This is a genomic window from Olegusella massiliensis, assembly GCF_900078545.1.
GTDB lineage: Bacteria > Actinomycetota > Coriobacteriia > Coriobacteriales > Atopobiaceae > Olegusella > Olegusella massiliensis.
In genome coordinates, this window is the sequence record NZ_FLLS01000002.1 from 669,700 (window position 1) to 693,809 (window position 24,110).

At 52.5% G+C, this 24,110-nt stretch carries 30 protein-coding genes and 1 pseudogene; 3 read left to right on the forward strand and 28 right to left on the reverse strand.

Annotation, left to right across the window (positions count from 1 at the left end):
- Positions 1–172: 172 nt before the first annotated feature.
- From secY to rplC, 22 genes are all read right to left on the reverse strand, one after another.
- Entirely contained in the window at positions 173–1,456 is a 1,284-nt protein-coding gene (gene secY / locus BN4314_RS03195) for a preprotein translocase subunit SecY (protein WP_068539768.1), read from the reverse strand.
- On the reverse strand, positions 1,450–1,899 hold the full coding sequence (gene rplO / locus BN4314_RS03200; RefSeq protein WP_021734646.1) for a 50S ribosomal protein L15: 450 nt from the start codon (positions 1,897–1,899) through the stop codon (positions 1,450–1,452). Before rplO ends, secY begins: the two co-directional genes overlap by 7 nt.
- 10 nt (positions 1,900–1,909) lie before the next feature.
- Positions 1,910–2,098 carry a 50S ribosomal protein L30 gene (gene rpmD / locus BN4314_RS03205; RefSeq protein WP_021734718.1) on the reverse strand — a complete coding sequence of 63 codons (189 nt, stop codon included), beginning with the start codon at positions 2,096–2,098 and terminating at the stop codon, positions 1,910–1,912.
- 3 nt (positions 2,099–2,101) lie between these two features.
- On the reverse strand, positions 2,102–2,623 hold the full coding sequence (rpsE, locus tag BN4314_RS03210) for a 30S ribosomal protein S5 (RefSeq protein WP_068539769.1): 522 nt from the start codon (positions 2,621–2,623) through the stop codon (positions 2,102–2,104).
- Positions 2,624–2,633: 10 nt separating this feature from the next.
- On the reverse strand, positions 2,634–3,002 hold the full coding sequence (gene rplR, locus BN4314_RS03215; protein WP_021734472.1) for a 50S ribosomal protein L18: 369 nt from the start codon (positions 3,000–3,002) through the stop codon (positions 2,634–2,636).
- A 61-nt stretch (positions 3,003–3,063) separates the two neighbouring features.
- The gene (gene rplF / locus BN4314_RS03220; protein ID WP_021734754.1) at positions 3,064–3,618 is read right to left on the reverse strand and encodes a 50S ribosomal protein L6; all 555 of its coding nucleotides are present in this window, start codon (positions 3,616–3,618) and stop codon (positions 3,064–3,066) included.
- Positions 3,619–3,644: 26 nt separating this feature from the next.
- The gene (rpsH, locus tag BN4314_RS03225) at positions 3,645–4,043 is read right to left on the reverse strand and encodes a 30S ribosomal protein S8 (protein ID WP_021734584.1); all 399 of its coding nucleotides are present in this window, start codon (positions 4,041–4,043) and stop codon (positions 3,645–3,647) included.
- Positions 4,044–4,131: 88 nt separating this feature from the next.
- Positions 4,132–4,317 carry a type Z 30S ribosomal protein S14 gene (locus tag BN4314_RS03230; RefSeq protein ID WP_021734502.1) on the reverse strand — a complete coding sequence of 62 codons (186 nt, stop codon included), beginning with the start codon at positions 4,315–4,317 and terminating at the stop codon, positions 4,132–4,134.
- A gap of 67 nt (positions 4,318–4,384) precedes the next feature.
- Positions 4,385–4,972 (reverse strand): 50S ribosomal protein L5, encoded by a 588-nt coding sequence (rplE, locus tag BN4314_RS03235; RefSeq protein ID WP_021734755.1) that lies wholly within the window; start codon positions 4,970–4,972, stop codon positions 4,385–4,387.
- 330 nt (positions 4,973–5,302) lie between these two features.
- Positions 5,303–10,024: an InlB B-repeat-containing protein gene (locus tag BN4314_RS03240; RefSeq protein ID WP_068539771.1), complete on the reverse strand. Its 4,722-nt coding sequence runs from the start codon at positions 10,022–10,024 to the stop codon at positions 5,303–5,305.
- Positions 10,025–10,402: 378 nt separating this feature from the next.
- The gene (gene rplX, locus BN4314_RS03245) at positions 10,403–10,720 is read right to left on the reverse strand and encodes a 50S ribosomal protein L24 (RefSeq protein ID WP_068539773.1); all 318 of its coding nucleotides are present in this window, start codon (positions 10,718–10,720) and stop codon (positions 10,403–10,405) included.
- Between the two features lie 15 nt (positions 10,721–10,735).
- Positions 10,736–11,104, reverse strand: coding sequence for a 50S ribosomal protein L14 (rplN, locus tag BN4314_RS03250; RefSeq protein ID WP_021734479.1), 369 nt, complete (start codon positions 11,102–11,104; stop codon positions 10,736–10,738).
- Positions 11,105–11,166: 62 nt separating this feature from the next.
- Entirely contained in the window at positions 11,167–11,433 is a 267-nt protein-coding gene (gene rpsQ, locus BN4314_RS03255; RefSeq protein ID WP_021626886.1) for a 30S ribosomal protein S17, read from the reverse strand.
- A 13-nt stretch (positions 11,434–11,446) separates the two neighbouring features.
- Positions 11,447–11,659, reverse strand: coding sequence for a 50S ribosomal protein L29 (gene rpmC / locus BN4314_RS03260; protein ID WP_021734744.1), 213 nt, complete (start codon positions 11,657–11,659; stop codon positions 11,447–11,449).
- Positions 11,660–11,664: 5 nt separating this feature from the next.
- Positions 11,665–12,090, reverse strand: a complete 426-nt coding sequence (gene rplP, locus BN4314_RS03265; protein WP_021734659.1) for a 50S ribosomal protein L16 — start codon at positions 12,088–12,090, stop codon at positions 11,665–11,667.
- The gene (gene rpsC / locus BN4314_RS03270; RefSeq protein WP_021626889.1) at positions 12,090–12,800 is read right to left on the reverse strand and encodes a 30S ribosomal protein S3; all 711 of its coding nucleotides are present in this window, start codon (positions 12,798–12,800) and stop codon (positions 12,090–12,092) included. Before rpsC ends, rplP begins: the two co-directional genes overlap by 1 nt.
- 3 nt (positions 12,801–12,803) lie before the next feature.
- Positions 12,804–13,169, reverse strand: a complete 366-nt coding sequence (gene rplV, locus BN4314_RS03275) for a 50S ribosomal protein L22 (RefSeq protein ID WP_021626890.1) — start codon at positions 13,167–13,169, stop codon at positions 12,804–12,806.
- Between the two features lie 17 nt (positions 13,170–13,186).
- Positions 13,187–13,447, reverse strand: a complete 261-nt coding sequence (gene rpsS / locus BN4314_RS03280; RefSeq protein WP_021626891.1) for a 30S ribosomal protein S19 — start codon at positions 13,445–13,447, stop codon at positions 13,187–13,189.
- 21 nt (positions 13,448–13,468) lie between these two features.
- Positions 13,469–14,305, reverse strand: coding sequence for a 50S ribosomal protein L2 (rplB, locus tag BN4314_RS03285; protein WP_021734696.1), 837 nt, complete (start codon positions 14,303–14,305; stop codon positions 13,469–13,471).
- Between the two features lie 185 nt (positions 14,306–14,490).
- A complete protein-coding gene (gene rplW, locus BN4314_RS03290) occupies positions 14,491–14,796 on the reverse strand; it encodes a 50S ribosomal protein L23 (protein ID WP_021626893.1) in 306 nt (101 codons plus the stop codon).
- Complete coding sequence (gene rplD / locus BN4314_RS03295; RefSeq protein WP_021734729.1) at positions 14,796–15,419, reverse strand: 50S ribosomal protein L4; 624 nt, start codon at positions 15,417–15,419, stop codon at positions 14,796–14,798. The genes rplW and rplD overlap by 1 nt, the downstream gene beginning before the upstream one ends.
- A gap of 10 nt (positions 15,420–15,429) precedes the next feature.
- Positions 15,430–16,050 (reverse strand): 50S ribosomal protein L3, encoded by a 621-nt coding sequence (rplC, locus tag BN4314_RS03300; protein ID WP_021734656.1) that lies wholly within the window; start codon positions 16,048–16,050, stop codon positions 15,430–15,432.
- 477 nt (positions 16,051–16,527) lie between these two features.
- Between rplC and msrA the strand changes: the two genes are divergently transcribed.
- Entirely contained in the window at positions 16,528–17,529 is a 1,002-nt protein-coding gene (gene msrA, locus BN4314_RS08465; RefSeq protein ID WP_068539774.1) for a peptide-methionine (S)-S-oxide reductase MsrA, read from the forward strand.
- Positions 17,530–17,839: 310 nt separating this feature from the next.
- Positions 17,840–18,160: a YbjQ family protein gene (locus BN4314_RS03310; RefSeq protein ID WP_068539776.1), complete on the forward strand. Its 321-nt coding sequence runs from the start codon at positions 17,840–17,842 to the stop codon at positions 18,158–18,160.
- A 75-nt stretch (positions 18,161–18,235) separates the two neighbouring features.
- On the opposite strand, the gene glpK is transcribed toward BN4314_RS03310, so the two are convergent.
- The 5 genes and pseudogenes from glpK to BN4314_RS08260 form a co-directional block, all read right to left on the reverse strand.
- The gene (gene glpK, locus BN4314_RS03315) at positions 18,236–19,735 is read right to left on the reverse strand and encodes a glycerol kinase GlpK (RefSeq protein ID WP_068539778.1); all 1,500 of its coding nucleotides are present in this window, start codon (positions 19,733–19,735) and stop codon (positions 18,236–18,238) included.
- A 78-nt stretch (positions 19,736–19,813) separates the two neighbouring features.
- Positions 19,814–20,158, reverse strand: a complete 345-nt coding sequence (locus tag BN4314_RS03320; RefSeq protein ID WP_068539780.1) for a DUF1667 domain-containing protein — start codon at positions 20,156–20,158, stop codon at positions 19,814–19,816.
- 2 nt (positions 20,159–20,160) lie between these two features.
- Positions 20,161–21,516 (reverse strand): NAD(P)/FAD-dependent oxidoreductase, encoded by a 1,356-nt coding sequence (locus tag BN4314_RS03325; RefSeq protein ID WP_068539783.1) that lies wholly within the window; start codon positions 21,514–21,516, stop codon positions 20,161–20,163.
- A 5-nt stretch (positions 21,517–21,521) separates the two neighbouring features.
- The gene (locus BN4314_RS08255; RefSeq protein WP_267899996.1) at positions 21,522–21,923 is read right to left on the reverse strand and encodes a (2Fe-2S)-binding protein; all 402 of its coding nucleotides are present in this window, start codon (positions 21,921–21,923) and stop codon (positions 21,522–21,524) included.
- A pseudogene (locus tag BN4314_RS08260) lies at positions 21,912–22,967 on the reverse strand (NAD(P)/FAD-dependent oxidoreductase); the annotation flags it as partial. The gene BN4314_RS08255 and the pseudogene BN4314_RS08260, both read right to left, overlap by 12 nt.
- 182 nt (positions 22,968–23,149) lie before the next feature.
- Here BN4314_RS08260 and BN4314_RS03335 point away from each other — a divergent pair.
- Positions 23,150–23,584, forward strand: a complete 435-nt coding sequence (locus BN4314_RS03335) for a hypothetical protein (protein WP_068539785.1) — start codon at positions 23,150–23,152, stop codon at positions 23,582–23,584.
- Positions 23,585–23,762: 178 nt separating this feature from the next.
- Here BN4314_RS03335 and rpsJ read toward each other — a convergent pair whose 3' ends face one another.
- Complete coding sequence (gene rpsJ / locus BN4314_RS03340; protein WP_021734654.1) at positions 23,763–24,071, reverse strand: 30S ribosomal protein S10; 309 nt, start codon at positions 24,069–24,071, stop codon at positions 23,763–23,765.
- Positions 24,072–24,110: the final 39 nt, after the last annotated feature.

Sequence of the window (24,110 nt, forward strand, 5' to 3'; positions counted from 1 at the left end):
GCATATTTGTTAACTGCAGGACAAGTGAGCCATTTGTTCAGACGCATGCTCAATCCAACATTTTCCTAGCTGCTGGCATTTTCTCCCCACACATACAAAAAAGGCGCCTCCCGCAAAAGAGAGGCGCCTGTGCTGGCATTATATACGCATATACGCTGCGTAAACGACTGAACTACTTGAAGAACCCGTCGTAGTTGTGCATCTTGAGCTGGGATTCCAAAGATGCAATTGTATCCATTGCAACGCCAACCATAATCAGAATCGACGTACCACCAAAACTCTGAATGAGACTATTGTTGGTAAAGGAGAACACAATCGAAGGCACTACAGCCAGTGCGGCCATAAAGATGGCGCCAGGCAGCGTAATGTGATCGAGGGTCGATTTGATATAGTCAGCCGTAGCTTTGCCCGGACGCACGCCAGGAATAAAGCCACCAGCTTTGCGCAGCTGATCTGCTGTTTCATCGGGATTAAACACCATTGCAGTATAGAAATACGCAAAGAACACGATGAAGACAATTGACAAAATCCAGTTAATCCAGCCAGTAGAAACTGAATTTGCAAAAGCCTGGACCCAGCCCACGCCAGGGAAGAATACCGCAACCTGAGCAGGCAAATACAAAATTGCCGAAGCAAAGATGATAGGTACGACGCCTGCAGTGTTAACTTTAATGGGCAGGTAGGTAGACTGACCACCCATCATCTTGCGACCAACAACACGTTTGGCATACTGCACGGGAATACGGCGCTGACCACGCTCGATATACACGATAACGGGAATAATTGCCGCAACCACCGCCACCGTCAAAATGGTCACCAAGATATTGCCCTCAGCAACAACAGACTGAATGATGGCGGCAGGGAGCCCTGCCATGATGTTGGCAAAGATGATGAGAGACATGCCATTACCGATGCCACGCTGAGTAATAACCTCGCCCAACCACATAATGATGAGCGCGCCAATAACCAGCGTGAAGACAACAATAATGTCTTCAAGAAGCGACGGAATGCCCATCTGGGAGAAGTTCATTCCATATGTAGGGCTCTTGAAGAGGAAGAGATAGGCAATAGCAGAAATAAGGGAAAGAACAACAGTGAGGTAGCGCGTGTACTGCGTAATCTTGCGCTGACCAGACTCACCTTCACGCGCCAGTGCTCCCAGCGAAGGGATAACTGCCTGCATCATCTGCAGAATAATCTGCGCGGTGATGTAGGGCATGATGCCCAAGCTGAAGACAGAAACGCGCGACAGTGCACCACCTGAGAAGAGGTTGAGCACTGTAAGCGCGCCGCTACCTGCGGCTGCATTTTTATACGCTGCGAGCATAGCGGAGAAAGGAACTCCAGGAACAGGCAGATACGCCCCAAAGCGGTAGAGGGCAAGGATTGCGACGGTAATCGCAATCCTGCCCCTAAGCTCAGGGATACGAAGCGCGTTTTGGATCGCCTTTAGCACGCTGCTTCGACCTTTCCTCCGGCGGCCTCGATCTTTGCCTTGGCAGAAGCGGAGACCTTGTCAACCTTGACAGTGAGGCTCTTGGTGAGCTCGCCATCGCCGAGGACCTTTACAGGCACATAGTCGTGCTTGATAACGCCTTTTGCCATGAGGCTCTCGGCATCAACGGTTTCGCCGGACTCATAGAGAGCCTCAAGACGAGCAACGTTGACGGGGGCGTACTCAACACGGTTGTGGTTGGTAAAACCAGGGAGCTTGGGCAGGCGCATTGCAAGCGGCTGCTGACCGCCCTCAAAGCCAGCGCCTTTGCCGCCGCCAGCGCGGGAAAGCTGACCCTTGGAGCCACGACCAGCAGTGGTGCCATGACCAGAGCTATTGCCGCGGCCGATGCGCTTACGCGCCTTCTTCGCGCCCTCTGCAGGGCGGAGATCTGTGAGCTGCATTGGGTAACTCCTAGTTCTCTGTAACGTCGACGAGGTGCTTGACCTTGAAGATCATGCCTCGAACAGACGGATTGTCGGGCAGAACCGCGACGTCGTTAATCTTGCGCAGGCCCATGGCCTTGCAGGTAGCCGTCTGATCCTTCTTGACGGAGGCGACGGCGCTGCGTACGAGCTTGACAGTAATGGTCTTTTCAGCCATCGCTTATGCCTCCTTCCCGGCAAATATCTCCTTGACGGAGAGACCGCGACGCTCTGCGGTAGCCTCGGGGCTCTCGAGCTCCTTGAGGCCCTCTGCGGCGGCCTTGATGATGTTCAGTGCGTTGTCAGTGCCTAAAGACTTGGCGATGACATTTTTGATACCCACGGCATCAAAAAGAGGACGGACGGGGCCGCCAGCGATAACGCCGGTACCAGGAACTGCGGGCTTAAGCAAAACATTGCCAGCACCGTAGTGACCTTCGACAGTATGAGGAATAGAGCCCTCATCAGTCAGAGGCACGTGGAACATGTTTTTCTTGGCGTCTTCAACGCCCTTGCTAATAGCCAGAGGCACCTCGGTGGACTTACCCTGTCCGAGGCCTACATTGCCCTTACCATCACCGACAACTACCAGGGCGACGAGAGACATACGCCTACCACCCTTGACGACCTTGGAGACGCGGTGGATGTAGACGACGCGCTCCTGAAGGTCGGAGTCCTGCTGGCGCTTACGATCACGTGGCATTACATTCCTCCTAGAACTTCAGGCCCGCTGCGCGGGCGCCATCTGCGAGAGCCTTGACACGGCCATGATAGATACGGCCGCCGCGGTCAAACTTAACTGCGGTCACGCCTGCGGCGAGCGCACGCTCACCGATAAGCTTGCCAACAAGCTCAGCTGCCTCCTTGTTGGAGCCAATCTTGCCCGTGGCACGGAACTCTGCGGACAGCGTCGAAGCAGAGCAGATGGTCTTTGCATCTGCATCATCAACAACCTGAGCGTAAATATGAGCATTAGTACGGTGGACGGTGAGACGAGGAGCCTCTGCCGTACCGAAAATCTTGGAGCGGACACGGCGCTCACGGCGCTTCAGTCCGGCTCGCTTGGCCTGCTGCTTGTTCATTCCTTCTCCTTTTCCGCGCCACTACCTAACGGGGTAGTGGTCTTGTTATGCAAAGCAAAGCTTACTTAGCAGCCTTGCCGAGCTTCCTGCGGATATGCTCACCTTCGTAGTGAATACCCTTACCCTTGTACGGCTCGGGAGGACGCTTGGCGCGAATCTCAGCGGCAACCTGACCGACCTGCTCCTTGGAAATGCCCTTCACCAGAATGTGGGTGTTGTCGGGGCACTCAAAGCTGATGTTGTCAGGTGCAGGATAAAGCACGGGGTGAGAGTAGCCGAGCGAAAGGTCAAGCGCGCTACCCTTAAGAGCAACACGATAACCAACACCGGTGAGCTCAAGCTTCTTTACAAAGCCCTCGGACACACCAAGCACCATATTTTGCAGAAGCGTACGAGACAGGCCCTGCTGAGCATTGGAGTCTTGAGTCTCATCATTGCGAGTAACCTCAAGGTGTAACGGCATCTCGTCGCTTGCCTCAACTTGTGCAATAGAGACGAGATGAGAGAAATCGCGCTCGAGCTTGCCCTTGGGGCCCTCGACGCTAACGTGGGTACCATCAACTGTCACAGTGACTCCAGCAGGAATCATGACAGGTTGTTTACCAATACGAGACATTGTCTCCTCCTATCGATTCCTAGGGTCTACCAGACGTAGGCGATGACCTCGCCGCCGAGACCCAACTTGCGGGCGTCGCGGTCGCACATCATGCCCTTGGACGTGGAGATGACGGCAATGCCGAGGCCACCCAAAACGCGGGGCAGATCGGCAGCCTTGCTATAAATGCGCAAGCCAAGCTTGGAAACGCGGCGGATACCGCGAATCGTGCGAGTGCGCTTGGGGCCATACTTGAGCACGATATGCAGCGTCTTTTGAGGCTTGGTGTCCTCGATGCTGTATGACTCGATGTAGCCCTCCTCGCACATAACACGGGCGATCTCAGCGAGCACCTTGCTAGAAGGCATGGACACCTCGTCCTTACCTGCATTGCTCGCGTTGCGGATACGTGTCAACATATCTGCGATGGGATCGGTAACCTTCATTGATCCTTCTCCTTTGTTCGTGATGAATCTGCACGTGTGGTTCATCTAACCCCATGGGAAAGATGCCTCCACGACAGTGCCCTGTGTCCTACCAGCTTGCCTTGCGGACGCCAGGAAGCTCGCCTTTGAGCGCCAGCTCGCGGAAGCACACACGGCACAGGCCGAACTTGCGATACACGGAGTGGGGTCGCCCACAACGCTGGCAACGGTCCTGCTTGCGCGTCGAGAACTTCGGCGTGCGGTTCGCCTTGACGATCATCGATGTCTTAGCCACAAATCCTCCTCTACGAAATTCCACCGTTATCCCTCACTTTGGGGATAGCGGCATCGATGCCTAGTTATTACTCAGCCTTAAACGGGAAGTGGAAAGCAGAAAGAAGTGCCTTGGCTTCCTCGTTGTTGGGTGCAGTGGTGACAATGGTGATATCCATGCCACGGGTGTGGTCGATCTTATCGAAGTCAATCTCGGGGAAGATGACCTGCTCAGTGACACCCATGGAGTAGTTACCATGTCCATCAAAAGACTTGGGGGACAGGCCACGGAAGTCACGGATACGAGGGATAGCAATTGCGATGAGACGGTCGAGGAACTCCCACATACGGTCGCCACGCAACGTCACCTTGGCGCCAATGGGCTGACCTGCACGCAAATGGAAGGTAGCAATGGACTTGCGAGCATGGGTAACGAGGGGCTGCTGGCCCGTGATTGCACGAAGGTCAGAAACAGCACCGTCAATTGCCTTGGAATCGGTAGCCGCCTCGCCAACACCCATGTTGACGACAATCTTTTCAATCTTGGGAATCTGCATGACGCTCTTGTAGTTGAACTGCTTGTTAAGCTCGTCACGCACGGTATCAAGATAGTGCTGCTTGAGACGCGGGGTCTCAGAGGCGTTTGCAACAGCTACGCCTTTTGTCTGCTTTGCCATGTAGTGCTCCTTCAAAATCGAACATGGAGGTTTACGTGCGGGGGCCGCCTCGCACCACCTGGGCTGGCACCCAGGAGCCTATGCGTCACTATATCGGGTCGAGACACAATCCTCCCCTAGAGCATAGTCACGCAAATAGTAAGGATAGCCTCTTGGGCAAGAGATTTCCAGTAGAAGTTTTTCCTGCGTGGAGTACACACATTGTTTGCGCATCGATCTCATACTTCTACGTCATTTTTGCCTGAGGGTATCTATCTTGCGCATAAGAAAAGCAGCTGGCGGGAACTGCTTCCCTACCAGCTGCTTGGGGCGCATTTATATGCTTGTTGTCTAATCCTTATTGCCGTTACGCTTGCGCAGAATAAGTGCCGCACCAACCACTACTATGCCGGCTACCGCAATGCCGCCCACAGGCAAAAGCAAATCACCAGTCTGAGGTGAAAGCTTGCGAATGACCTTCTTCGTCACTTTCTTGGTAACCTTCTTGCCAGTATTTGATTTGCCAGGTGTATTGGGCGTATGGGGCTTTTCTGGCTGAGTGGGATCTGCCTTTACCTCCACCGTAAAGCGGATGCTCGTGTCATTGGCAGGCGCCGTTGCGTCCTTGCCGTCTGCCCACTGCTTGCCATCCCAATGGAATTTAAAGGCTTTGGTAGTGCCACTTTCAGAAGTAACCGTTGCCTGCATATCGCCTGCGACAGTGCCTACTACCGTAAGACGAGTGCCATCCTTAACGTCACCATTGACCTTTACGCCAGGAATAATGACCTTCATCCAGCCGTCAGCATCCCCTGCCTGCTGAACCGCTTTCTGCAAGTCAGCATATGTCTTGATGTTGGTGGTATCGAGTTTCATCGTAACCGTAACGGTCTTACCGTCAGGGCTCACCTTGGTTTGAGTAATAGAGAAGTACGGACCAAAGTCCTTAGCAGTGGCCTTAACTACGCTAGGTAGAGTCAAACCATCTGGAATAGTGAACGTAGCCGTAAAGGTGCAGTTAGGCACATCAACGGTAAGTTTAGTGTAATCCGTTACCTGCGGATAAAGCTTCTCGATAGAGCTCATCTGCTCTTGAATGCTCTGCTTGTTGAGCCAGCCAGCATAATCAAGCGTGGCATTGGGCTTGGTGGGATATACCGCCTCATACTCGGTCTCTTCACCAATACGAATATCGCCAGAAAGATCCTGGGTAATGGTGGTAGGAGTCTCAAGCGTCGCCTGAATCGTCTTATCGTCTGTCGCAATACTATCTTTGCCTTCTGCCCATTGCTCAGCTTTCCAGGTAAAGAGGAATCGACGATTCTTGCCGGAGTTCTGCGATGTAGCAAGGGCATCAAAGCTACCTTCAACCGTACCAGTAACGGTCAGTTGTTTGCCCTCTCCCGTGTTAGATTTAACCTCAACGCGAGGAATACTGATCTTCATCCAGCCATTTGCATCGCCCGCAGAGTCAACAGCATGTTCCAGCTGGTCATACGTTGTGATGTTATCGGCCAAGTCCATCTTGGCAACGACGGTGTTGCCTTCGACCTTTACGTCAACAATCTTGAAGCCACCGAAGTTCTCAAGTTTTACATCATCTTTGGTAAGTGCAGGGAGCTTCATCTCATGAGGAACCGTAAACTTCGCTACGAAACCAAACTTGTGAATATCTACATCAATCTTGTTGTGGGCAACATTGGGATAGAGCTGTTCTATGCCCGCCATTTGATCTTTGATTGTCTTGACATTCAACGCGCCCGTCACGTCAACTTTCTTACCAGGAAGTACGCCATAGGTGGAGGTATTGGTGGTGTTGTTGTTAACGAGAATATCGCCAGGGAGCGTGGATGTGGCAGGAAGTGTTGCCGCAACGGTATAGCTAATAGTGTCGTTAGTTGCAGGCTTTGCATCGTTGACAGTCGTGCCCTGACCGGCCTCGTCATTGCCTTTTGCGTTCTGCTTTGCTTTCCAACTAAATACAAACTTCTTGGTTGAACTGTTATGAGTAGCATAAGAAGAGAAGTTACCTGTGAGCTTGCCGTCCATGTGGAAGAGCTTGCCGTCTTGTGTAACTTTATTGCTATCCAGCGTGAAGCCATCAATCATGATTTGAATTTTGGCAGGAGTGACCTGAGGATCACCAGCACGGCGCATCTGCTTGAGAGTGCCCGTCTGTGTATCATTTTTGCCTACTGAGGCAACTGCATCCTGCAGCTCTTTGTAGGTACGAATACCGCTCTTCAAATTAAACTTCACGGTAATAGTATTTCCGGTCTGCGTAACATCGCCCAGAGTAAAGCAGTCGCCCAAACCTGTTGCTACAACCTTGGGGTTGTCGGTGACCTTTACACCATCGGGCACGGTAAAGGTTGCCGTGAAGCTGGATTTCAGCTGGTCGAGCGTAATCTTGTCAGGCTCATTTGCTGCATCAGCAAAGAGCGCTTCTGTATTCTTCATCTGCTCTTGAATGGGCTGCGCATCAATCTGCCCCGTAATAGAGAAGGTCTCTTTGTCGGGACGGATGTATTGCAGCTTTGAACTCGTCTCCTCACTGATAGACCACAGGTCACCATTGAGAGCCAAGTCCTGCTTAATCTCCTTGATTTCAGGATCGGTTTTCCACCTAAGGTAGTAGGTAACATCTTTCGTGAGCGTGGGGTTGTGACCAGAAACCACAAAACCAAAAATCGTAAAATCATCAAATCGATAATTGGTGCCCTTGCCCGATGCACTTTCATTCCAATTGTTATTATCGGCAAGTACCTCATGGGCTTTCGTAGCTTTGGTGTCAGGCTTTAGCTGGTTGTAATCAAATGATCCAAGAATGTCATGCAAGGTCTGACCATACTCAGCACCCTGCTTTACGACGGCAACATCTCCGCCCTTGGCATCCTGCTTTATTTCAAAAACGTCAGGATTCTTCTTAAAGACCGAATCATCAGAGAACGTTCCGCCATTGGCAGAAAAAGATACGGTGTACTTCTGAGCATTCCACTTTGCATACAGATCAATCTGTGTCACGCCTTCTTTGAAGCTCAGCTCACTACCCTCGGCAACGTCCTTGCCGCCATTTTCGGCAGTTGACCAGCTTATGAAGTCCTTGCCATCGCGTGCAAACTTATTATTAGCCTTGACTACTTCATCATATGAGAGTGCCTGTGCGCTTGTTGCAGAGTTATCCAGCGTTTGGATATAGCTCTCACCATCACCGTTATGATAAATGACCGCCTTTGCATCCCACTTTGCATAGACCTCAAGGTCGGTCGAAACCTTGTCACTATAGTTAAATGCGTGCTCGGTACCAGCAGAATCCTTATAGAACCAACCAAGGAATTTGACACCGTTCTTATCGCTTGGGGTCCCAGGATGCGTATTGCCCACTACTGCATCGGGCTCGTATCCACGGATGGTAGAAATTTGCTTATCAGCAGCGGTGTTATCAGCAAACGTTGCATCTGCATTATTAAGCTTAAAAGTTATTTTAGCTGCAGGTACCCAAACATGCTTCTGTCCGTCACGAGAGGCCGTAGCCACCGGATAGGTATATGTCGCGCCGTTTATATTGAGAGGATTAAGCGAACTGACGCTAGAGTCTGACAGCGTAAAAAGCGTGAGCCTTTCATTGCCATTTTTAGCACCATTAGTAGGAATCGTTTTTCCCGCATAATAGTTGGGCGCATACTTAACTAAGTGAGAGCCACCCACCACTACATAGCCATCTGCGCCAGCATCGTTAAGACCATTATCGGCATCTGTCTCAGCTGGCGTATTCACAACGGAATTGCCCTTAAAAATAAATTGGCCCTTTTGCACACCAAATTGAGAACCTGAATGAAGCGAGCTTTCAAGCGTTGCATTATCAAATATGGCAGTGCCCTCGTTGATATTAAAACCACCATTTTTATTGTTTGAAGCTACAAACTTGGCACCGTTATCAAAAATAATTTTTGTTCCATACCCTAGGGTAAGGCCCTTACTACGCCAATGCGTGCTGTAATTTTTTACTTCAAGCACCGAACCATTGGTTATATGGTAGTCGCCCAACTCCCAAGCATTAGCCATGTAGATGCCCGTTTGGTAGTTAACACCCGTTCCATCTGTGGACAAGGTGGAGTTGTCGAGCTCGATGGGACCCTTGAAATAAAAGGGCATGCGATACGTTTTAATTACTGAGTTCTTGGCTTTGAAGCCTGACCACTCATATAGCTCCCAGTGATTTCCCTCATAGCGCTGATCGATAGTAGTGTTTTCAATAATGCTATTTGAGCTAGAGCTCCGGAAGCAGCAATTGCTTAAACTCATTTTTACAGAGCCTTGCGAGCTACCTTGAATATTTCCCCGAAACTCAACTGCACAGGTATCGTTTGTCGAGGAAAATACATACGAGCCATCAGTGATAACTGCATTTTTGTCAATCTTTATAGCAATGCCAAATTCCTTCATCGTCAAGGTGGCGCCATGAGAAGTCCTGAGTTTTGAGCCGCCGTTGAGATGAAGGCCAGTTATGCCGCTGTTCGCATTCATTGTGGTGTCAGCTATGACATCAATGGTGACGCCATCGGCAACTTTAATAGTCTTGGTAAGGGTAAAGCTGCCAGCAATATGTACTACGCCTTTCCCACTGGTGAGCGCTGCTTGGGCTTTCTCAATAGTTTTAAAGGGGTGATCACTCGTGCCATCACCAGTATCATCATTGCCGCTATCGCCATTTGCATATGTCTCGCTCAGAGAGGCAGGAATGCGGGCGGGCGCGTGGGCGCCAGCCTTGTCGGCAGGCTTGGCAGGCTCAGCAATCGTGGGGTCAGCGCTTTGCTTGTCTGAGGGGGCCTCATTTTGATCGGCTGCGCTGTCCTTGGATTTTGCCTCGGCTGTAGCCGTAGCATCCTGAGTAGACTCTGCGGTTGCCGCGTTGTCTGCAGGCTGGGAGACGGTAGCTACTTCTTCCTCACCCTCAGGTACGCGCGCTAATGCTGGCGCAGGTACCAAAGACGTGCAAAGTAGCAAGCTCATAAAAAGCGTCGTCACCCGACACAATAAAGAGGTTTGGCTGGTGTGTACGTTTCTAGACATGTTTTGCGCCTCTCTTTGTACCAATATCTCGATACCTTTTGCCTAAGCTCTTCCTGTAAGCTCAAGGTGTACAGTCAGGAGCATTTTGCCACCCAACACGCTTATTTACAAGCAAATTTCACCAATAAACGTGCTAGTCCTGCAATTATAGCGTGAAATGCTCTCAGTTGCAGTGAATTAACATTTGTGAGATGCCAGATGTTGTCAGGGGCGGTACTTCTTTTATGGGTACGCGAGTCTCACTCACACCCGCTCATTTACCAAACGGCAGCAACCTTCACGTTGCAAAAAAGCCCGACCCTCTAAAGGGCCGGGCTAAAACATACGAAACTCTCGCACTGTACGCACAACAGCGCGCAGTGTCAACGCAAGAAAACCTTAGAGCTCAGCTCCGGATTTCTTGGCGTAACGAACCTTCTTGCCATCCTCGGTAAAGCGATAGCCCACGCGAGTTGGCTTGTCAGTACTAGGGTCAATCAAAGCAACGTTGCTTACATCGATAGGCATGGGCTTCTCGATGATGCCGCCTTGCTGATTGAGCTGGTTGGGCTTAGTGTGACGCTTCACAACAGCAACGCCCTCAACGACAACCTTGCCCTCTGCAGGCATGGCGCGCAGGACTTCGCCGCGAGTACCCTTGTCCTTGCCGGACAGGACCTCAACCATATCACCCTTGCGGATGTTCATCTTAGGCATGTCTTGTCCGCCTCCTTACAGCGTCTCGGGTGCGAGCGAGACGATCTTCATGTAGTGCTTCTCGCGCAGCTCACGAGCAACAGGCCCAAAGATACGCGTGCCCTTGGGCTCGCCTTCCTTATCGACAACAACGCAAGCGTTCTGGTCGAAACGGATGTAGCTGCCATCTTTACGACGGGTCTCTTTGACCGTACGCACGACTACGCAGCGTACAACGTCGCCCTTCTTGATTGCACCATTGGGCGTCGCCTCCTGGACGGCGCACATGATGACGTCACCAATGCCTGCATAGCGGCGCTTGGAGCCGCCCAGGACCTTGATGCACTTAACACGCCTAGCGCCACTGTTGTCAGCGACGGTAAGCATGGACTCCATCTGAATCATTGCATTCCTCCGTACTTGCCTCTCTGCAAGCAGTGCCTGCAGAGTTGACACGTGACCTTACGTTACTTGGCGCGCTCCACGATCTCCACTACGCGCCAGCGCTTGGTCCTGGACAGCGGACGGGTCTCCATGACGCGGACGGTGTCGCCAATGCCACACTCGTTCTTCTCATCATGGCAATGGAGCTTCTTGCTGATGGTCATCATCTTGCCGTACTTGGGATGATGCTTACGGTAGGTAATCTGAACTGCGATGGTCTTGTCACCAGAGATCGAGACAACCTCACCGGTGCGAAGCTTTCGCGCGTTCCTGATTTCGGTATCTGCCATATCTTTCTCCGGTCTAGTTCTTGGCAGCGGTGTCCGCTGCAATCTGACGTGCACGCATCTCGGTTTGAACGCGAGCAATATCGCGCTTGACAAGCGTTACGCGAGCCGTATTGTCCAGCTGGCTGGTAGCCATCTGGAAACGGAGATTGAAAAGCTCCGTGCGACCCTCGTCCAGCTTCTGAGCCAGCTCAGCGTCAGAGAGCGCCTGAATATCCTTGTACTTCATAATGGCTACTCCTCCTCGCCAAAGTCGGCGCGGGACACGATCTTGGTCTTGATCGGCAGCTTGTGCTGTGCAAGACGCAGAGCCTCGCGAGCAATCTCCTCGCTCACGCCACCAATCTCGAACATGACACGGCCGGGTTTAACAACAGCTACCCAGTCCTCGGGGTTACCTTTACCCTTACCCATACGAGTCTCAGCGGGCTTCTTGGTAATGGGCTTATCGGGGAAGATGGTAATCCAGACCTTACCGCCACGCTTCATGTAACGGGTCATAGCGACACGAGCGGCCTCAATCTGGCGGTTGGTAATCCAATCGCGCTCAAGAGCCTGGAGACCAAAATCGCCAAAGTAAATCTTGGTATTGCCTTTTGCCTGGCCCTTCATAGAACCACGCTGAACCTTGCGGTGACGAATGCGCTTAGGTGCCAGCATTAGCGACCCCTCCTCTCATTACGACCGCGGCGAGGACGGCTAGAGCCCTCGAGCTCAGGGGTCGGGATGGGCTGACCAGCCAGACGCTCACCCTTGTAAATCCAGACCTTAATGCCGCAGGCACCCATGGTGGTGCGGGCGGTTGCCTGACCAAAACCAATGGTTGCACGAAGGGTGTGCAGAGGCACGCGACCCTCGCGGTACCACTCGCGACGACCCATCTCGGCGCCGTTTAGACGGCCAGAGCACTGAATACGAATACCCTGTGCACCAGATTTGCGAGCGGACTGAACAGCCTTGCGCATTGCACGACGGAAGGCGATACGGCCCTCAAGCTGGTCGGCAATGGACTGAGCGACAAGCTGAGCGTCAAGCTCGGGGCGACGAACCTCGATAACATCAACGTTAACGTTACCCTTGCCAACCTTGGCAATTCCCTCAAGCTGGGTACGCAGAGTGTCAATCTCAGCGCCCTTCTTGCCAATAACGATGCCAGGACGGCCAGTAAAGATGGTGACCTTTACCTTTTCGCCAGCACGCTCAATCTCGACGCGGGAGAGAGCTGCACGTGCAAGTTTCTTCTCGAGGAACTTGCGGATAGCGAGGTCGTTGCCAAGCTTGCTGGCGTAGTCCTTGTCGGCGTACCAGCGGGAGTGCCACTGCTCGGTAATGCCGAGGCGGAAGCCGGTCGGCTGAACCTTCTGACCCATTTCCTACGCCTCCTTCCGAGGTGCGACGGTGACAGTGATATGGCTCGTGCGTTTGTTGATACGAGAAGCGCTGCCCTTTGCACGGGGACGAATACGCTTAAGCGTGGGACCCTCGTCAACGTAGGCATACTTTACGTAGAGATTATTGGCACGCAGGCCATTGTTGTTCTCAGCATTGGCAATCGCAGAGCGCAGAGTCTTTGCGACAGGTTCGGCGGCAGCACGAGAGGTGAAGGCGAGCTGCTCGAGCGCGCGATCAACCTGCTTGCCACGAATCTGATCGACAACCATGCGGACCTTGCGGGGTGCCATGCGGACGTACTTTGCGGTCGCGGAAATCTCGACCACATTGGTATCAGTATTTGCCATGTGTCTCCCCTGCCCTTCTATTTGGCCTTGTGACCACGGAAGGTGCGGGTCGGGCTAAACTCGCCCAGCTTGTGACCAACCATGGACTCGGTGACGTAGACGGGCACGTGCTTGCGACCATCGTGAACAGCGATCGTGTGACCAACCATCTCGGGGAAGATGGTGCTGGAACGCGACCAAGTCTTGATGACGTCTTTCTTGCCGGACTCGTTCATTGCCGCCACGCGAGCGAGGAGGCGAGTCTCTACGAACGGGCCCTTCTTGAGGCTTCTGCTCATTTTGAAAACTCCTACTCTGCGCTACTTGGAACGACGACGACGAATGATGAGGCGGTTACTTGCCTTCTTCGGATCGCGCGTCTTTGCGCCCTTGGAGGGCTTACCCCAAGGCGAGACGGAAGGACGACCAGAGGTGTGGTTTTTGCCCTCGCCGCCGCCATGCGGGTGGTCAACGGGGTTCATGACCGTACCACGGACTGTCGGACGGATGCCTACCCAGCGAGAGCGGCCAGCCTTACCGACAACGATGTTGCTATGCTCTGCGTTGCCAACAGTGCCGATGGTGGCACGGCAGGTAAGCAGAACACGACGCAGCTCAGAAGAGGGCATACGCAGGACGGCATAGCCGTTGTCCTTGCCCATGAGCTGGACGGAAGTACCTGCAGAGCGAGCGATTGCTGCGCCCTTACCAGGCTGGAACTCCACGGCGTGCACGAAGGTGCCGACGGGGATCTCGGACAGCGGCATAGCGTTGCCCGGCTTGATGTCGATATCCTTGGTACCAGAGACAACCTTGTCGCCTACCGAGAGACCCTCGGGTGCGAGGATATAGGTCTTGGCACCATCGACATAGTGAAGCAGTGCAATACGAGCAGAGCGGTTGGGGTCGTACTCAATGGTAGCGACCTTAGCCGGTACGTTGTCCTTGCAGCGCTTAAAATCAATGCGACGATACTTGCGCTTGTTGCCGCCACCCTGATGACGGGTGGTAATGCGGCCATTGTTGTTACGGCCTGCCTTTTTGGGCAGGGGCTCCAAGAGCGACTTTTCGGGGGTGTCGGTGGTGATCTCGGCAAAGTCCGAAATCGTCTGCCAACGCCTACCGGCGCTCGTGGGCTTGAGGTGCCTTACAGCCATTCCCAATTCCCTTCTTCTCCGTTGGCCATCCACCTCGGGATGGAGCCTGAGAGCGGCTCCGGTGAATGACACCGGACATTCTTACTGCAAACTTGTGTCTACAGCCTTACCACGGTGCCGCGCGTATCTATCTCTGGCGGCACAATAACCCACACGCAAAAGTGCGCTGCGTGTGGGTATGGGTACTACTCCTCAGCAGCAGCCTGCTGATTTGCGAAGACCTCAATCTGCTCGCCGGCAGCGAGGGTGACGATGGCCTTCTTCCAGGTACGGGTAGAACCAACCTGGTAGCGAACACGCTTGTTCTTGGACTTGACCCAAGCAGTGTTGACCTTGGTGACATGAACACCGAAGAGCTGCTCAACTGCCTCCGCGATCTCCTCCTTGGGAGCGGTACGAGCCACCTCGAAGGTGTACTTGCCCTGCTCCATCTTGTCGAACGAACGCTCGGTTACGACCGGACGAATGATGACATCATAGGCGGACTTCATTATGCAAGCACCTCCCCAAAGTACTTAGCGGAGTCCTCGCTCATGACGAGGGCTACGTTATCAATGAGGTTGCGCACATTTGCCTCAGAGTTGGCAACAATGGAGACGCCAGGGAGGTTGCGGAACGCGAGGTAAGTATCGACATCGTCGTCATCAACAACGATGGTGACGCGCTTGCCCTCGAGGTTTAAAGCCTTGAGCATAGCAGCAGCATTTTTGGTCTTGGGCTCAAGAGCGAGCTTGTCGACCACGATGAGCTCACCGTCAGCCAGCTTGCCAGAAAGCACAGAACGCATAGCAAGCTTAACCTCCTTGGAGTTAACGCGCAGCTCGTGGAGGTGGGGCGTAGGCCCAAAGATAATGCCACCATGACGGAACTGACCAGCACGAATGCTACCCTGACGTGCGCGGCCTGTACCCTTCTGACGGAAAGGCTTGACGCCGCCGCCAGAAACCTCGTGGCGATTCTTAGTGGAATGAGTGCCCTGACGCAGGCATGCCTCGTAGGCGACGACCGCGCGGTGCACCACCGGGATGTTCGGCTCAATGCCGAAGACGTCAGAAGAGAGCTCGGCCTCGCCAGCCGCTGCACCTTCGACGTTGATCATCTGAATATTGGACATGTGGTACTCCTTAGGCCATGCGGACCTGGACGATGGCGTTCTTGCCGCCGGGAACAGCACCCTTGATGAGCATCAAGTTCTGCTCGGCATCAATGCGGACAAGCTTAAGGTTCTTGACCGTAACGCGCTCGTCACCCATGTGACCAGCCATGTGCAGACCCTTGCGAACACGAGCGGGGTATGCGCACTGACCAATGGAACCCGGACGACGCTGGTTGCGCGAACCGTGAGTCATGGGGCCACGTGAAAAGTTCCAGCGCTTAATGGTGCCCTGGAAGCCCTTGCCCTTGGAAGTGCCGATGACATCGACAGCCTTGACCTCGGTAAAGTCTGCAACGGTGACTTTGTCACCTGTGGTGTGCTCTTCACCCTTCTCAACGCGAACCTCGCGCAGGTAGCGCATAGGCTCGACGCCAGCTGCGGTGAAGTGACCAGCAAGCGGCTTGTTGACGTGCTTTGCGCTGATGTCGCCGAAGCCAATCTGAACGGCGTCATAGCCGTCATTTGCCTTCGTTTTAACCTGCGACACCACGCAGGGCCCGGCCTGGACGACGGTAACGGGAACAACGTTGTCGTTGTCATCCCAAACCTGTGTCATACCGAGCTTGCGGCCAATAATGGTGTTGACCATGCTCTTTCCTTACCCTCGGTGGTCATGGGACCTCGGAGATGAACTCCTGGGACCGCCACATCGCAGGCCCTTCCTGCGCTGCCGTATCCTCCCCAGCGGACCACATCCTGTGTGGAACTGCTTCACTAGATAATCTGCCTTCAGCTGCACTTATTCGGTCAGCACACCAAACGAGTCACATTTGAGACAGCAATCCCCTAGATTCACAGCCTTGTTAGTGTACACTGTGCCGGGCGTCTCCACAATCTTTTTGGAATTATTTTCAGTTGCTCCACAGAACTGTTCTCATTACAAAAGAGCCTGCCTGCGAGCGTAAGCGACATAAAAATTCATTGAAGCATCCAAAACACTAAGTTCTACTGCATATTTACTACAGCTAACTGCACTAGGTATAACGGCATGACTTTGACTACAGATATAATCATGAAGTACCTGTAGTTGCTTGAAATAACTTCATACATAGAAACGGATATACCTATGAGCATAGAGGAAAAAGATCTCGCTACCATCTATTTTGCGGGGGGCTGCTTTTGGGGCGTTGAAGAGTACTTCTCAAGAATCTATGGCGTTATAGATTGTGTGAGTGGGTATGCTAACAGCAGCATCGAACATCCTAGCTATGAACAAGTGTGCTCTGGAGTAACTCATGCTGCAGAAACCGTACGTGTACGCTTTGATCCTGGCGTTGTAAGCCTTGAGACGCTCGTTCAGCAATTTTTTACCATTATTGACCCGACAAGCATCAATCAACAAGGCAGTGACCGCGGTGAACAATATCGTAGTGGCATCTATTATGTCGATGACACCGATGTCAGCACCATTACACGCGCAGTGGATGAAATTTCACATGCCTATCCTCAAGGCATTGTTACCGAGGTCAAGCCTTTAGCCAACTTTTATGAAGCAGAACAGTATCACCAGGACTATCTGCAAAAAAATCCTGGTGGCTACTGCCATATAGACTTCTCGAGTCTCGCATCGCTTCCGCAACAGGCTACACAGACATCGATTGACGCCTCTGCCTACCACAAGCCAAGCGATGCAGAAATTCGTAGCACACTTACTCCTGAGCAGTACTACATAACACAGCAAGAGGGTACTGAAGCTCCCTTTAGCGGTGATTACGATGACAACTTTGAAGCGGGTATCTACGTCGACGTTGTGACGGGTGAACCGCTTTTTTCGAGTACTGCAAAATATAACTCTGGCTGTGGTTGGCCAGCTTTTTGGCAACCCATCGATCCTGCTGTTATTGAAGAAAACGTTGACCTGAGCTATGGCATCGCTCGTACAGAAGTGCGCAGCCGCGTAGGCGCAAGCCATCTAGGACACAAATTTACTGACGGTCCTACAGGACATGGCGGAATACGTTATTGCATTGATAGTGCTGCTTTACGCTTTATTCCCTATGAGCGTATGGATGAGGAAGGCTACGGAGACTTGAAGCGCTATTGCGCTCGCGGCGGTAACAATCGCTAACTACAAGGAGGGGCAATCATGATTATGAGGATGCCCCATCATGTCACAAAGATGGTTCGTTTGTCGAACTAGGGGAAAATCTGACCTGCGGTTTTTATGCTTGCCGACTTCGAAACTCGAACCATTTGATCCCGCTTTCAAAATAGAATCTGCGTTCCCTCTTTGCGTCTTCACTATGTTTTATCTGAATGCTCATCTTCGCTGCGAAAGCTCAGTCCATAAATACAATTTATTAAGCTAAGCGTAAGAACTGCGAAAACTAATTCCATAAAATACAATTTAGTAAGCTAAGCGTCAGAAGGGAGTTGCCATGATTATCACCACAACGCCCAGCATTGAAGGGCATCCTATCAAGGAGTACAAAGGCCTTGTTTTTGGGGAGGTCGTTGCAGGCATCAATTTTGCACGCGATTTTACTGCAGGCATCCGCAATCTTATTGGTGGCCGCGTTACGGGTTATGAAGAAGAACTCATTGAAGCACGTGAAACCGCTCTTGCCGAACTGAATGAGCGCGCCCTTGCAATAGGCGCCAATGCTGTTGTTGGCGTGCGCTATGACTATGAAGCTCTCGGCGAGGGTGGCAGTATGCTCATGGTAACCGTCTCGGGCACAGCAGTGGTAACCGAATAGCTTTGTATGCTTGCCACAGCGCTTTGATGTGGCAAGCATACAAAGCAGCGAGGCCGAGTGGATAACTCAAGGCCTCTATGCAGGCTGAATCCATCCGCGGCTGCGCTCAACTGCACGATGCCAGCCATCGACTAGCCGTTGCGCGTGTGCTGCGTCCATCGCCGGATCAAAACGATGGCCCAAGCTCCATCGTTGCTTGATGTCCTCAAGACCATCCCACACGCCTGTGGCAAGCCCCGCCAAACAAGCAGCGCCCAGTGCCGTTGTCTCAAGGATGCGTGGGCGCAGGGCCTGCTTGCCCAAAATATCAGACTGGAATTGCATGAGAAATGCATCACGAGTAGCCCCTCCATCAACACGGAGCGCGGTCAGCGGCGAGCCTGTATCAGCCTCCATCGCATGCACTAAGTCAGCAACCTGATACGCAATCGCCTCATCAGCTGCACGAATGATATGGTCGGCGGTTGTACCACGCGTAATGCCGACTATTGTGCCGCGCGCATACATATCCCACCATGGCGCCCCAAGACCAGTAAAGGCTGGCACCAAATATACGCCGCCCGTATCAGGCACGTTTGCAGCACGTTTGCTTGTATCGGAGCTGTTGCGAATAAGGCCAAGGCCATCGCGCAGCCATTGAATCAACGACCCGCCCACAAATACCGATCCTTCAAGCGCATAGCTTGTCTTGCCATCAATCTGGCAGGCAATAGTAGAAAGCAGCCCATTTTCGCTGGTTACGACCTTGTCGCCCGTATTCATCAACAAAAAACAGCCGGTACCATAGGTACACTTTGCATCACCTACATCAAAGCAAGCTTGACCAAAGAGCGCCGCCTGCTGGTCGCCAGCCATGCCTGCAACGGGAATACGCTGCCCCATAAAATCGGTGTAACCGTAAATTTCACTGTTGGAACGCACCTCGGGCAGTAGCGCGCGTGGAATATCAAGAGCGCGCAAAATTGTATCGTCCCAGTCAAGGCGATGGATGTCATAAAGCATCGTACGGCTTGCATTGCTCACATCGCTTACGTGTACCGCGCCGCCCGTAAGTTTCCACACCAGCCAAGAATCAATAGTGCCAAAGGCAAGCTCACCGCGTTCGGCGCGCGCCTGAGCACCAGCAACATGATCTAAAATCCAACGGATTTTAGTTGCAGAAAAATAGGCGTCAGGAAGCAGACCCGTTGTGGCACGAATATGCTCTTTCAGGCCTGGCTGGCGCACTAATTCATCAACAATCCCCGCCGTGCGACGACACTGCCAGACAATCGCGTCATAGATGGGTTCTCCAGTCGCGCGATCCCAAATAACGGTTGTCTCACGCTGATTGGTAATACCAACTGCAGCAATACAAGAGGGATCGATGCCCGACACTGCAACGGCTTCGTTCATCGTGCCAATCTGACTTGCCCAGATTTCACGAGGGTCGTGCTCAACCCAACCCTCTTCAGGAAAAAATTGCGTGAACTCACGCTGTGCCACACCAACCACCTGGTGGTTTTGGTCAAAAACAATACTCCTACTGGAGGTTGTTCCTTGATCAAGAGCAATAACATAACGTGATGCGGACATGGCAAACTCCCCTTTTGCTAAGGTTAATGGCACGTGCCTGCAACTTGCAGACAAACACCAAGCAGATAATGCAAGCTCCTACAACGACCGCGTAGCAACAACGTCAACCCCCGTGTCACAAACATTAGCAAGCACAACCTCGCCCATGCGAACCGGTGAAGTCACGCGTAGATTGCGCAGAGCAGCAACAATATCTGCCATGCGCTCTTTGGGAACTTCAGCAGCAGTTTTGACGGGCAAGGTAGGATGAGCAGCGCCGGCAATCGCTACGGTTGTAGTCACAATGCGTACGGGATGCTGCAACTCCTGAGGACCATAAACTGCTCCACGCTTGCAACCATTGCCCGTAACGGCATAGCCATTTTGCTCGTCTACCTGAAGATGACAACCCTGGGGACAACAGGTACAAATGACTTCTGTCATAACTACTCCCCCATTTCTTGGGCTGAAAGTCGCAGCGTAGCGCCCGCATACGCAGCGAGATCAGCAGCGCGAAGTTTAACGTGTTCCATCTCACCAGGAGCCATACGCTGACGACGGAAGGTTTTAATTTCACTATCGCCTGCAGACAGACATATTTGACTGCGACCCATCGGTTTGCGTACGCGAAAAGATACGCTTGTCGTCTGTCCTTCCCTCATACGGATACGCTGCGGCAAAACATATGCGATGCCTTCACCTGGCGTCAGCTCGACCACAGACAGGTTCTCGGTACTATCCGCCCGACTCTGTACGTAAGCTGCAGCTGCAGCACCAGCAAGCTCTGATTCTTGACTGACAAAGTCAACAAGATCATGCACCTGTACGACGTTTCCGCAGGCAAAAATACCTGGTATCTGGGTTTGCATGTCCTCAAAGACGACAGCGCCACGTGTGCGGGAATCAAGTGGAATATTCGCCTGGCGCGTAAGCTCATTTTCAGGAAGCAGACCGACGGACAGCAAAACTGTATCTACATCGAAGGTCTGCTCGGTACCTGCTATGGGTTTGTTGTCGGGACCAACCTTCGCGACCACCACTTGTTCAACACGGTTGTGGCCACGAATATCCACGATGGTATGTGCAAGCAGCAGTGGAATACCAAAATCGTCCAAGCACTGCACAATATTGCGGGACAGACCACCTGAATAAGGCATCAGCTCGACGACCGCTGCGACCTCTGCGCCTTCGAGCGTCATGCGGCGCGCCATAATAAGACCAATATCTCCTGACCCCAAAATGATGGCGCGCTTACCAACCAAATAGCCTTCCATATTGATATACCGCTGGGCAGCTCCTGCGGTATATACACCTGCAGGACGCGTACCAGGGATAGCGATGGCGCCACGAGTACGCTCACGACAACCCATCGCCAGGACAATTGTCTGAGTAGTAAGGACGCGGTAGCCCTCAGCCTGAGAGATCAGATGAACGTGATGGAGAGGCTTTTCTTTTGTGTCCGTAGCGGTCGTAGGCGCAGGCTCAACTGAAAGCGTAGGAGCTGGCTCAACTGAAAGAACCATGGTGTCAAGCGCAACTTCAACACCTGTTGTGGCCACCATATCTTCGTACCGCTCAGCATATTCAGGACCAGTCAGCTGGTCACCAAAACGATGGAGCCCAAAGCCGTTATGAATACATTGATTGAGAATACCGCCCAACTCGCGATCGCGCTCGACAATAAGCACGCGGCGCAGTCCTGCTTGCCAGGCAGCATGTGCAGCCGCAAGACCAGCAGGCCCGCCGCCCACAACGATGAGTTCATAGGGAGTGTGGTGCTGTGTACTTGATGGTGTCTGCATAGCTCTCACTCCCCTCCCTTTGCCAAGGAGTCCAAAACATACGAGCCGTCCTCATCCTGTAGGACCTCCAAGGGACTCATGCCCAGCTCGCGGCAGATGAGTTCCAGGATGCGTGGCCCACAGAAGCCTCCCTGACAACGACCCATGCCCGTACCAGCACGCCGTTTGACACCGTCAATCGTGGTGGCTGGGATTTCTTCGTGAAGCGCATGAATAATTTCTGCCTCGGTTACCGTTTCACAGCGGCAAATAATACGACCATACGCAGAGTCTTGAGCAACGAGTCGCGCGCGCTCGTCAGAGCTCTGTTGAGCAAAACGAATGTGAGCACGGCCATCCTGATAGTCTTGCTTTCTTGCTCCGCGAATATCGCGATGAACAAGCCAGTCACTTGCAACTTCGGCCACCGCAGGCGCACAGCTGAGACCAGGACTTTTCATGCCTGCAAGGTCAAACCAACCAGGAACATCAGGAGCTTCCCCAATGATGAAGTCGCCAGAATCAACATTGGCACGAATGCCTGCAAAGTTGCGAATATTATCTCGAAGATTGACCTTTGGAATGGAAAGCAAGGCCTGCTGCGCAACAAAGTCCTGACCTGATGCCGTACAAGCGGTGTTGTCTGCTTGGTCATCAGGCAGAACCTCAGCATCGGGGCCAACAATTACATTGCCGTGTACGGTAGGTGCTACCAGCACACCTTTGCCGCGCTCATTAGGACATTGGAACACAACATGGCGCACGATGCCTGCTGAGCTATGATCAAGCAAGTAGTACTGGCCACGCGTTGGCGTAATGTGAAAGCGAGGAGCAGCAATAAGGTCGTGGACCTGACCAGCTGCAACACCAGCGGCGTTAATCACGCTGCGCGCGCTGATAACACCTTAGGGCACACTCAGCTCAAACGTCCCCGCCGATGTACGTGTAACGGCGGTCACCTGAGCGCGAAGGCGCAGTTCAACACCATTGCGCACGGCAACTTCTGCCATCGCAAGCGCAAACTCCCACGGATTGACAATAGCAGCAGAAGGTGCCCAAAGAGCCCCGACAACGGCATCAGACAGCTCAGGTTCTAGCTCATGTGCACGTGCGGCATCCACGAGTTCAATATCTGGCACACTATTGGCACAACCGCGCTGGTAGAGCGTCTCAAGGGTGGAGAGATCTGCTTCATTAAATGCAACAACAAGACTGCCGCATTGCTCATAACCAACATCAAGTCGCTTGCAGATATCACGCGCAAGTCTGACACCGCGCACATTTAGCTTACCCATCCAGGTGTCAGGGGCAGGATCATAGCCTGCATGAAGAATAGCGCTATTGGCTTTTGTCGTACCTGCTGCGACGTCGTTTTTTGCTTCCAAAATTACAACGCTTTGGTCGTAGCGCGACAATTCATATGCGCATGCGGCACCAATAACACCGCAGCCAATGATGGCGACATCGTACATGGCTCCCCCTCACAAGCGCTATGCAAAAGCACGATATAGTGCAGCACTATAATCTGCCATGCAAGCCATACCACTTCTCCACCTTTACTTAGAGCCGTCTTAATAGTGCTCCAATCAGTCGTTTTCTTTGTATACTTAATACTACGAGTGAATACACCTTTTCCGAAGGAGGTATCCCGCCAATGGCTGTTCAATTTATACCTCGGGTTAAACTTTTTGCTCCATTTGCAATTGCTTTAGCAATTCATTGCTATGCGCTTGCCACAAACGAGTTTGGTGGCACTTCACTCATCTATAGGACGCTTACGCTTATCTCGTGGAACGGACCTGTATCACTCCTACAGATTAGTGAGCTATTACAGCGTTTAATTTGTGTCTACTTTTCCTTTGTAGTATGGGAAGTGCTCAAAGACGAAAATGGTTTGCATCGCATAATAGCCGCCGTGGTACTACCGTACATCTACGCCTTAATTTGCGTAATACCTGCTGCATACATCGCATTGCCCAGTGTTCCTGTGGTGGTACGGTATGTCGCTATTGTTGCGGGAATAGCGCTGCTACTGCTTCTTGCCTTAACTTATAATCGTGAGGCCACTGACACTGAATTAGCTGTGTAGACACACGCTCTTTCGCTTGTACCTAAGGCATCCTGACCACCCGCCTAGCGGGTGGTTTTTTCTCACGCTGCTCACACATATGCATTGATGGTTAGCTCACCAGGCAGAACATAAGAAAAAGCCCCGCCTCTTTTTGGAAGCGGGGCTTTAGTGTACGAGCAAAATTACAGCTATCTACTTAGAGCTTGATCTCGATATCGACGCCTGCGGGAAGGTCGAGGCGCATAAGCGAATCAACGGTAGACGCGCCAGGATCAACGATATCAATCAGACGCTTGTGGGTAAGCATCTCAAACTGCTCGCGGCTGTCCTTGTCCTTATGCGGCGAACGAATGACAGTGTAGAGATTGCGTTCGGTGGGCAGGGGGATAGGACCTGCAACCTTTGCGCCGGTCTTTTGAGCGGTCTCGACAATAAGCTTGGCGGACTGGTCGACGACCTCGTGATCGTAGCCCTTAAGGCGGATCCTAATCTTCTGGCTTGACACTTTTGGTACCTCCATCGGTGAGCGTTATGCTCGGTCGTT

Excerpts from the sequence above, each read along its gene's own strand:
- rplO (WP_021734646.1), bottom strand. The coding sequence starts at position 1,899 with ATGCAGCTCACAGATCTCCGCCCTGCAGAGGGCGCGAAGAAGGCGCGT.
- rpmD (WP_021734718.1), bottom strand. The coding sequence starts at position 2,098 with ATGGCTGAAAAGACCATTACTGTCAAGCTCGTACGCAGCGCCGTCGCC.
- rpsE (WP_068539769.1), bottom strand. The coding sequence starts at position 2,623 with ATGCCACGTGATCGTAAGCGCCAGCAGGACTCCGACCTTCAGGAGCGC.
- rplR (WP_021734472.1), bottom strand. The coding sequence starts at position 3,002 with ATGAACAAGCAGCAGGCCAAGCGAGCCGGACTGAAGCGCCGTGAGCGC.
- rplF (WP_021734754.1), bottom strand. The coding sequence starts at position 3,618 with ATGTCTCGTATTGGTAAACAACCTGTCATGATTCCTGCTGGAGTCACT.
- rpsH (WP_021734584.1), bottom strand. The coding sequence starts at position 4,043 with ATGAAGGTTACCGATCCCATCGCAGATATGTTGACACGTATCCGCAAC.
- rplE (WP_021734755.1), bottom strand. The coding sequence starts at position 4,972 with ATGGCAAAGCAGACAAAAGGCGTAGCTGTTGCAAACGCCTCTGAGACC.
- BN4314_RS03240 (WP_068539771.1), bottom strand. The coding sequence starts at position 10,024 with ATGTCTAGAAACGTACACACCAGCCAAACCTCTTTATTGTGTCGGGTG.
- rplX (WP_068539773.1), bottom strand. The coding sequence starts at position 10,720 with ATGCCTAAGATGAACATCCGCAAGGGTGATATGGTTGAGGTCCTGTCC.
- rplN (WP_021734479.1), bottom strand. The coding sequence starts at position 11,104 with ATGATTCAGATGGAGTCCATGCTTACCGTCGCTGACAACAGTGGCGCT.
- rpsQ (WP_021626886.1), bottom strand. The coding sequence starts at position 11,433 with ATGGCAGATACCGAAATCAGGAACGCGCGAAAGCTTCGCACCGGTGAG.
- rpmC (WP_021734744.1), bottom strand. The coding sequence starts at position 11,659 with ATGAAGTACAAGGATATTCAGGCGCTCTCTGACGCTGAGCTGGCTCAG.
- rplP (WP_021734659.1), bottom strand. The coding sequence starts at position 12,090 with ATGCTGGCACCTAAGCGCATTCGTCACCGCAAGGTTCAGCGTGGTTCT.
- rpsC (WP_021626889.1), bottom strand. The coding sequence starts at position 12,800 with ATGGGTCAGAAGGTTCAGCCGACCGGCTTCCGCCTCGGCATTACCGAG.
- rplV (WP_021626890.1), bottom strand. The coding sequence starts at position 13,169 with ATGGCAAATACTGATACCAATGTGGTCGAGATTTCCGCGACCGCAAAG.
- rpsS (WP_021626891.1), bottom strand. The coding sequence starts at position 13,447 with ATGAGCAGAAGCCTCAAGAAGGGCCCGTTCGTAGAGACTCGCCTCCTC.
- rplB (WP_021734696.1), bottom strand. The coding sequence starts at position 14,305 with ATGGCTGTAAGGCACCTCAAGCCCACGAGCGCCGGTAGGCGTTGGCAG.
- rplW (WP_021626893.1), bottom strand. The coding sequence starts at position 14,796 with ATGAAGTCCGCCTATGATGTCATCATTCGTCCGGTCGTAACCGAGCGT.
- rplD (WP_021734729.1), bottom strand. The coding sequence starts at position 15,419 with ATGTCCAATATTCAGATGATCAACGTCGAAGGTGCAGCGGCTGGCGAG.
- rplC (WP_021734656.1), bottom strand. The coding sequence starts at position 16,050 with ATGGTCAACACCATTATTGGCCGCAAGCTCGGTATGACACAGGTTTGG.
- msrA (WP_068539774.1), top strand. The coding sequence starts at position 16,528 with ATGAGCATAGAGGAAAAAGATCTCGCTACCATCTATTTTGCGGGGGGC.
- BN4314_RS03310 (WP_068539776.1), top strand. The coding sequence starts at position 17,840 with ATGATTATCACCACAACGCCCAGCATTGAAGGGCATCCTATCAAGGAG.
- glpK (WP_068539778.1), bottom strand. The coding sequence starts at position 19,735 with ATGTCCGCATCACGTTATGTTATTGCTCTTGATCAAGGAACAACCTCC.
- BN4314_RS03320 (WP_068539780.1), bottom strand. The coding sequence starts at position 20,158 with ATGACAGAAGTCATTTGTACCTGTTGTCCCCAGGGTTGTCATCTTCAG.
- BN4314_RS03325 (WP_068539783.1), bottom strand. The coding sequence starts at position 21,516 with ATGCAGACACCATCAAGTACACAGCACCACACTCCCTATGAACTCATC.
- BN4314_RS03335 (WP_068539785.1), top strand. The coding sequence starts at position 23,150 with ATGGCTGTTCAATTTATACCTCGGGTTAAACTTTTTGCTCCATTTGCA.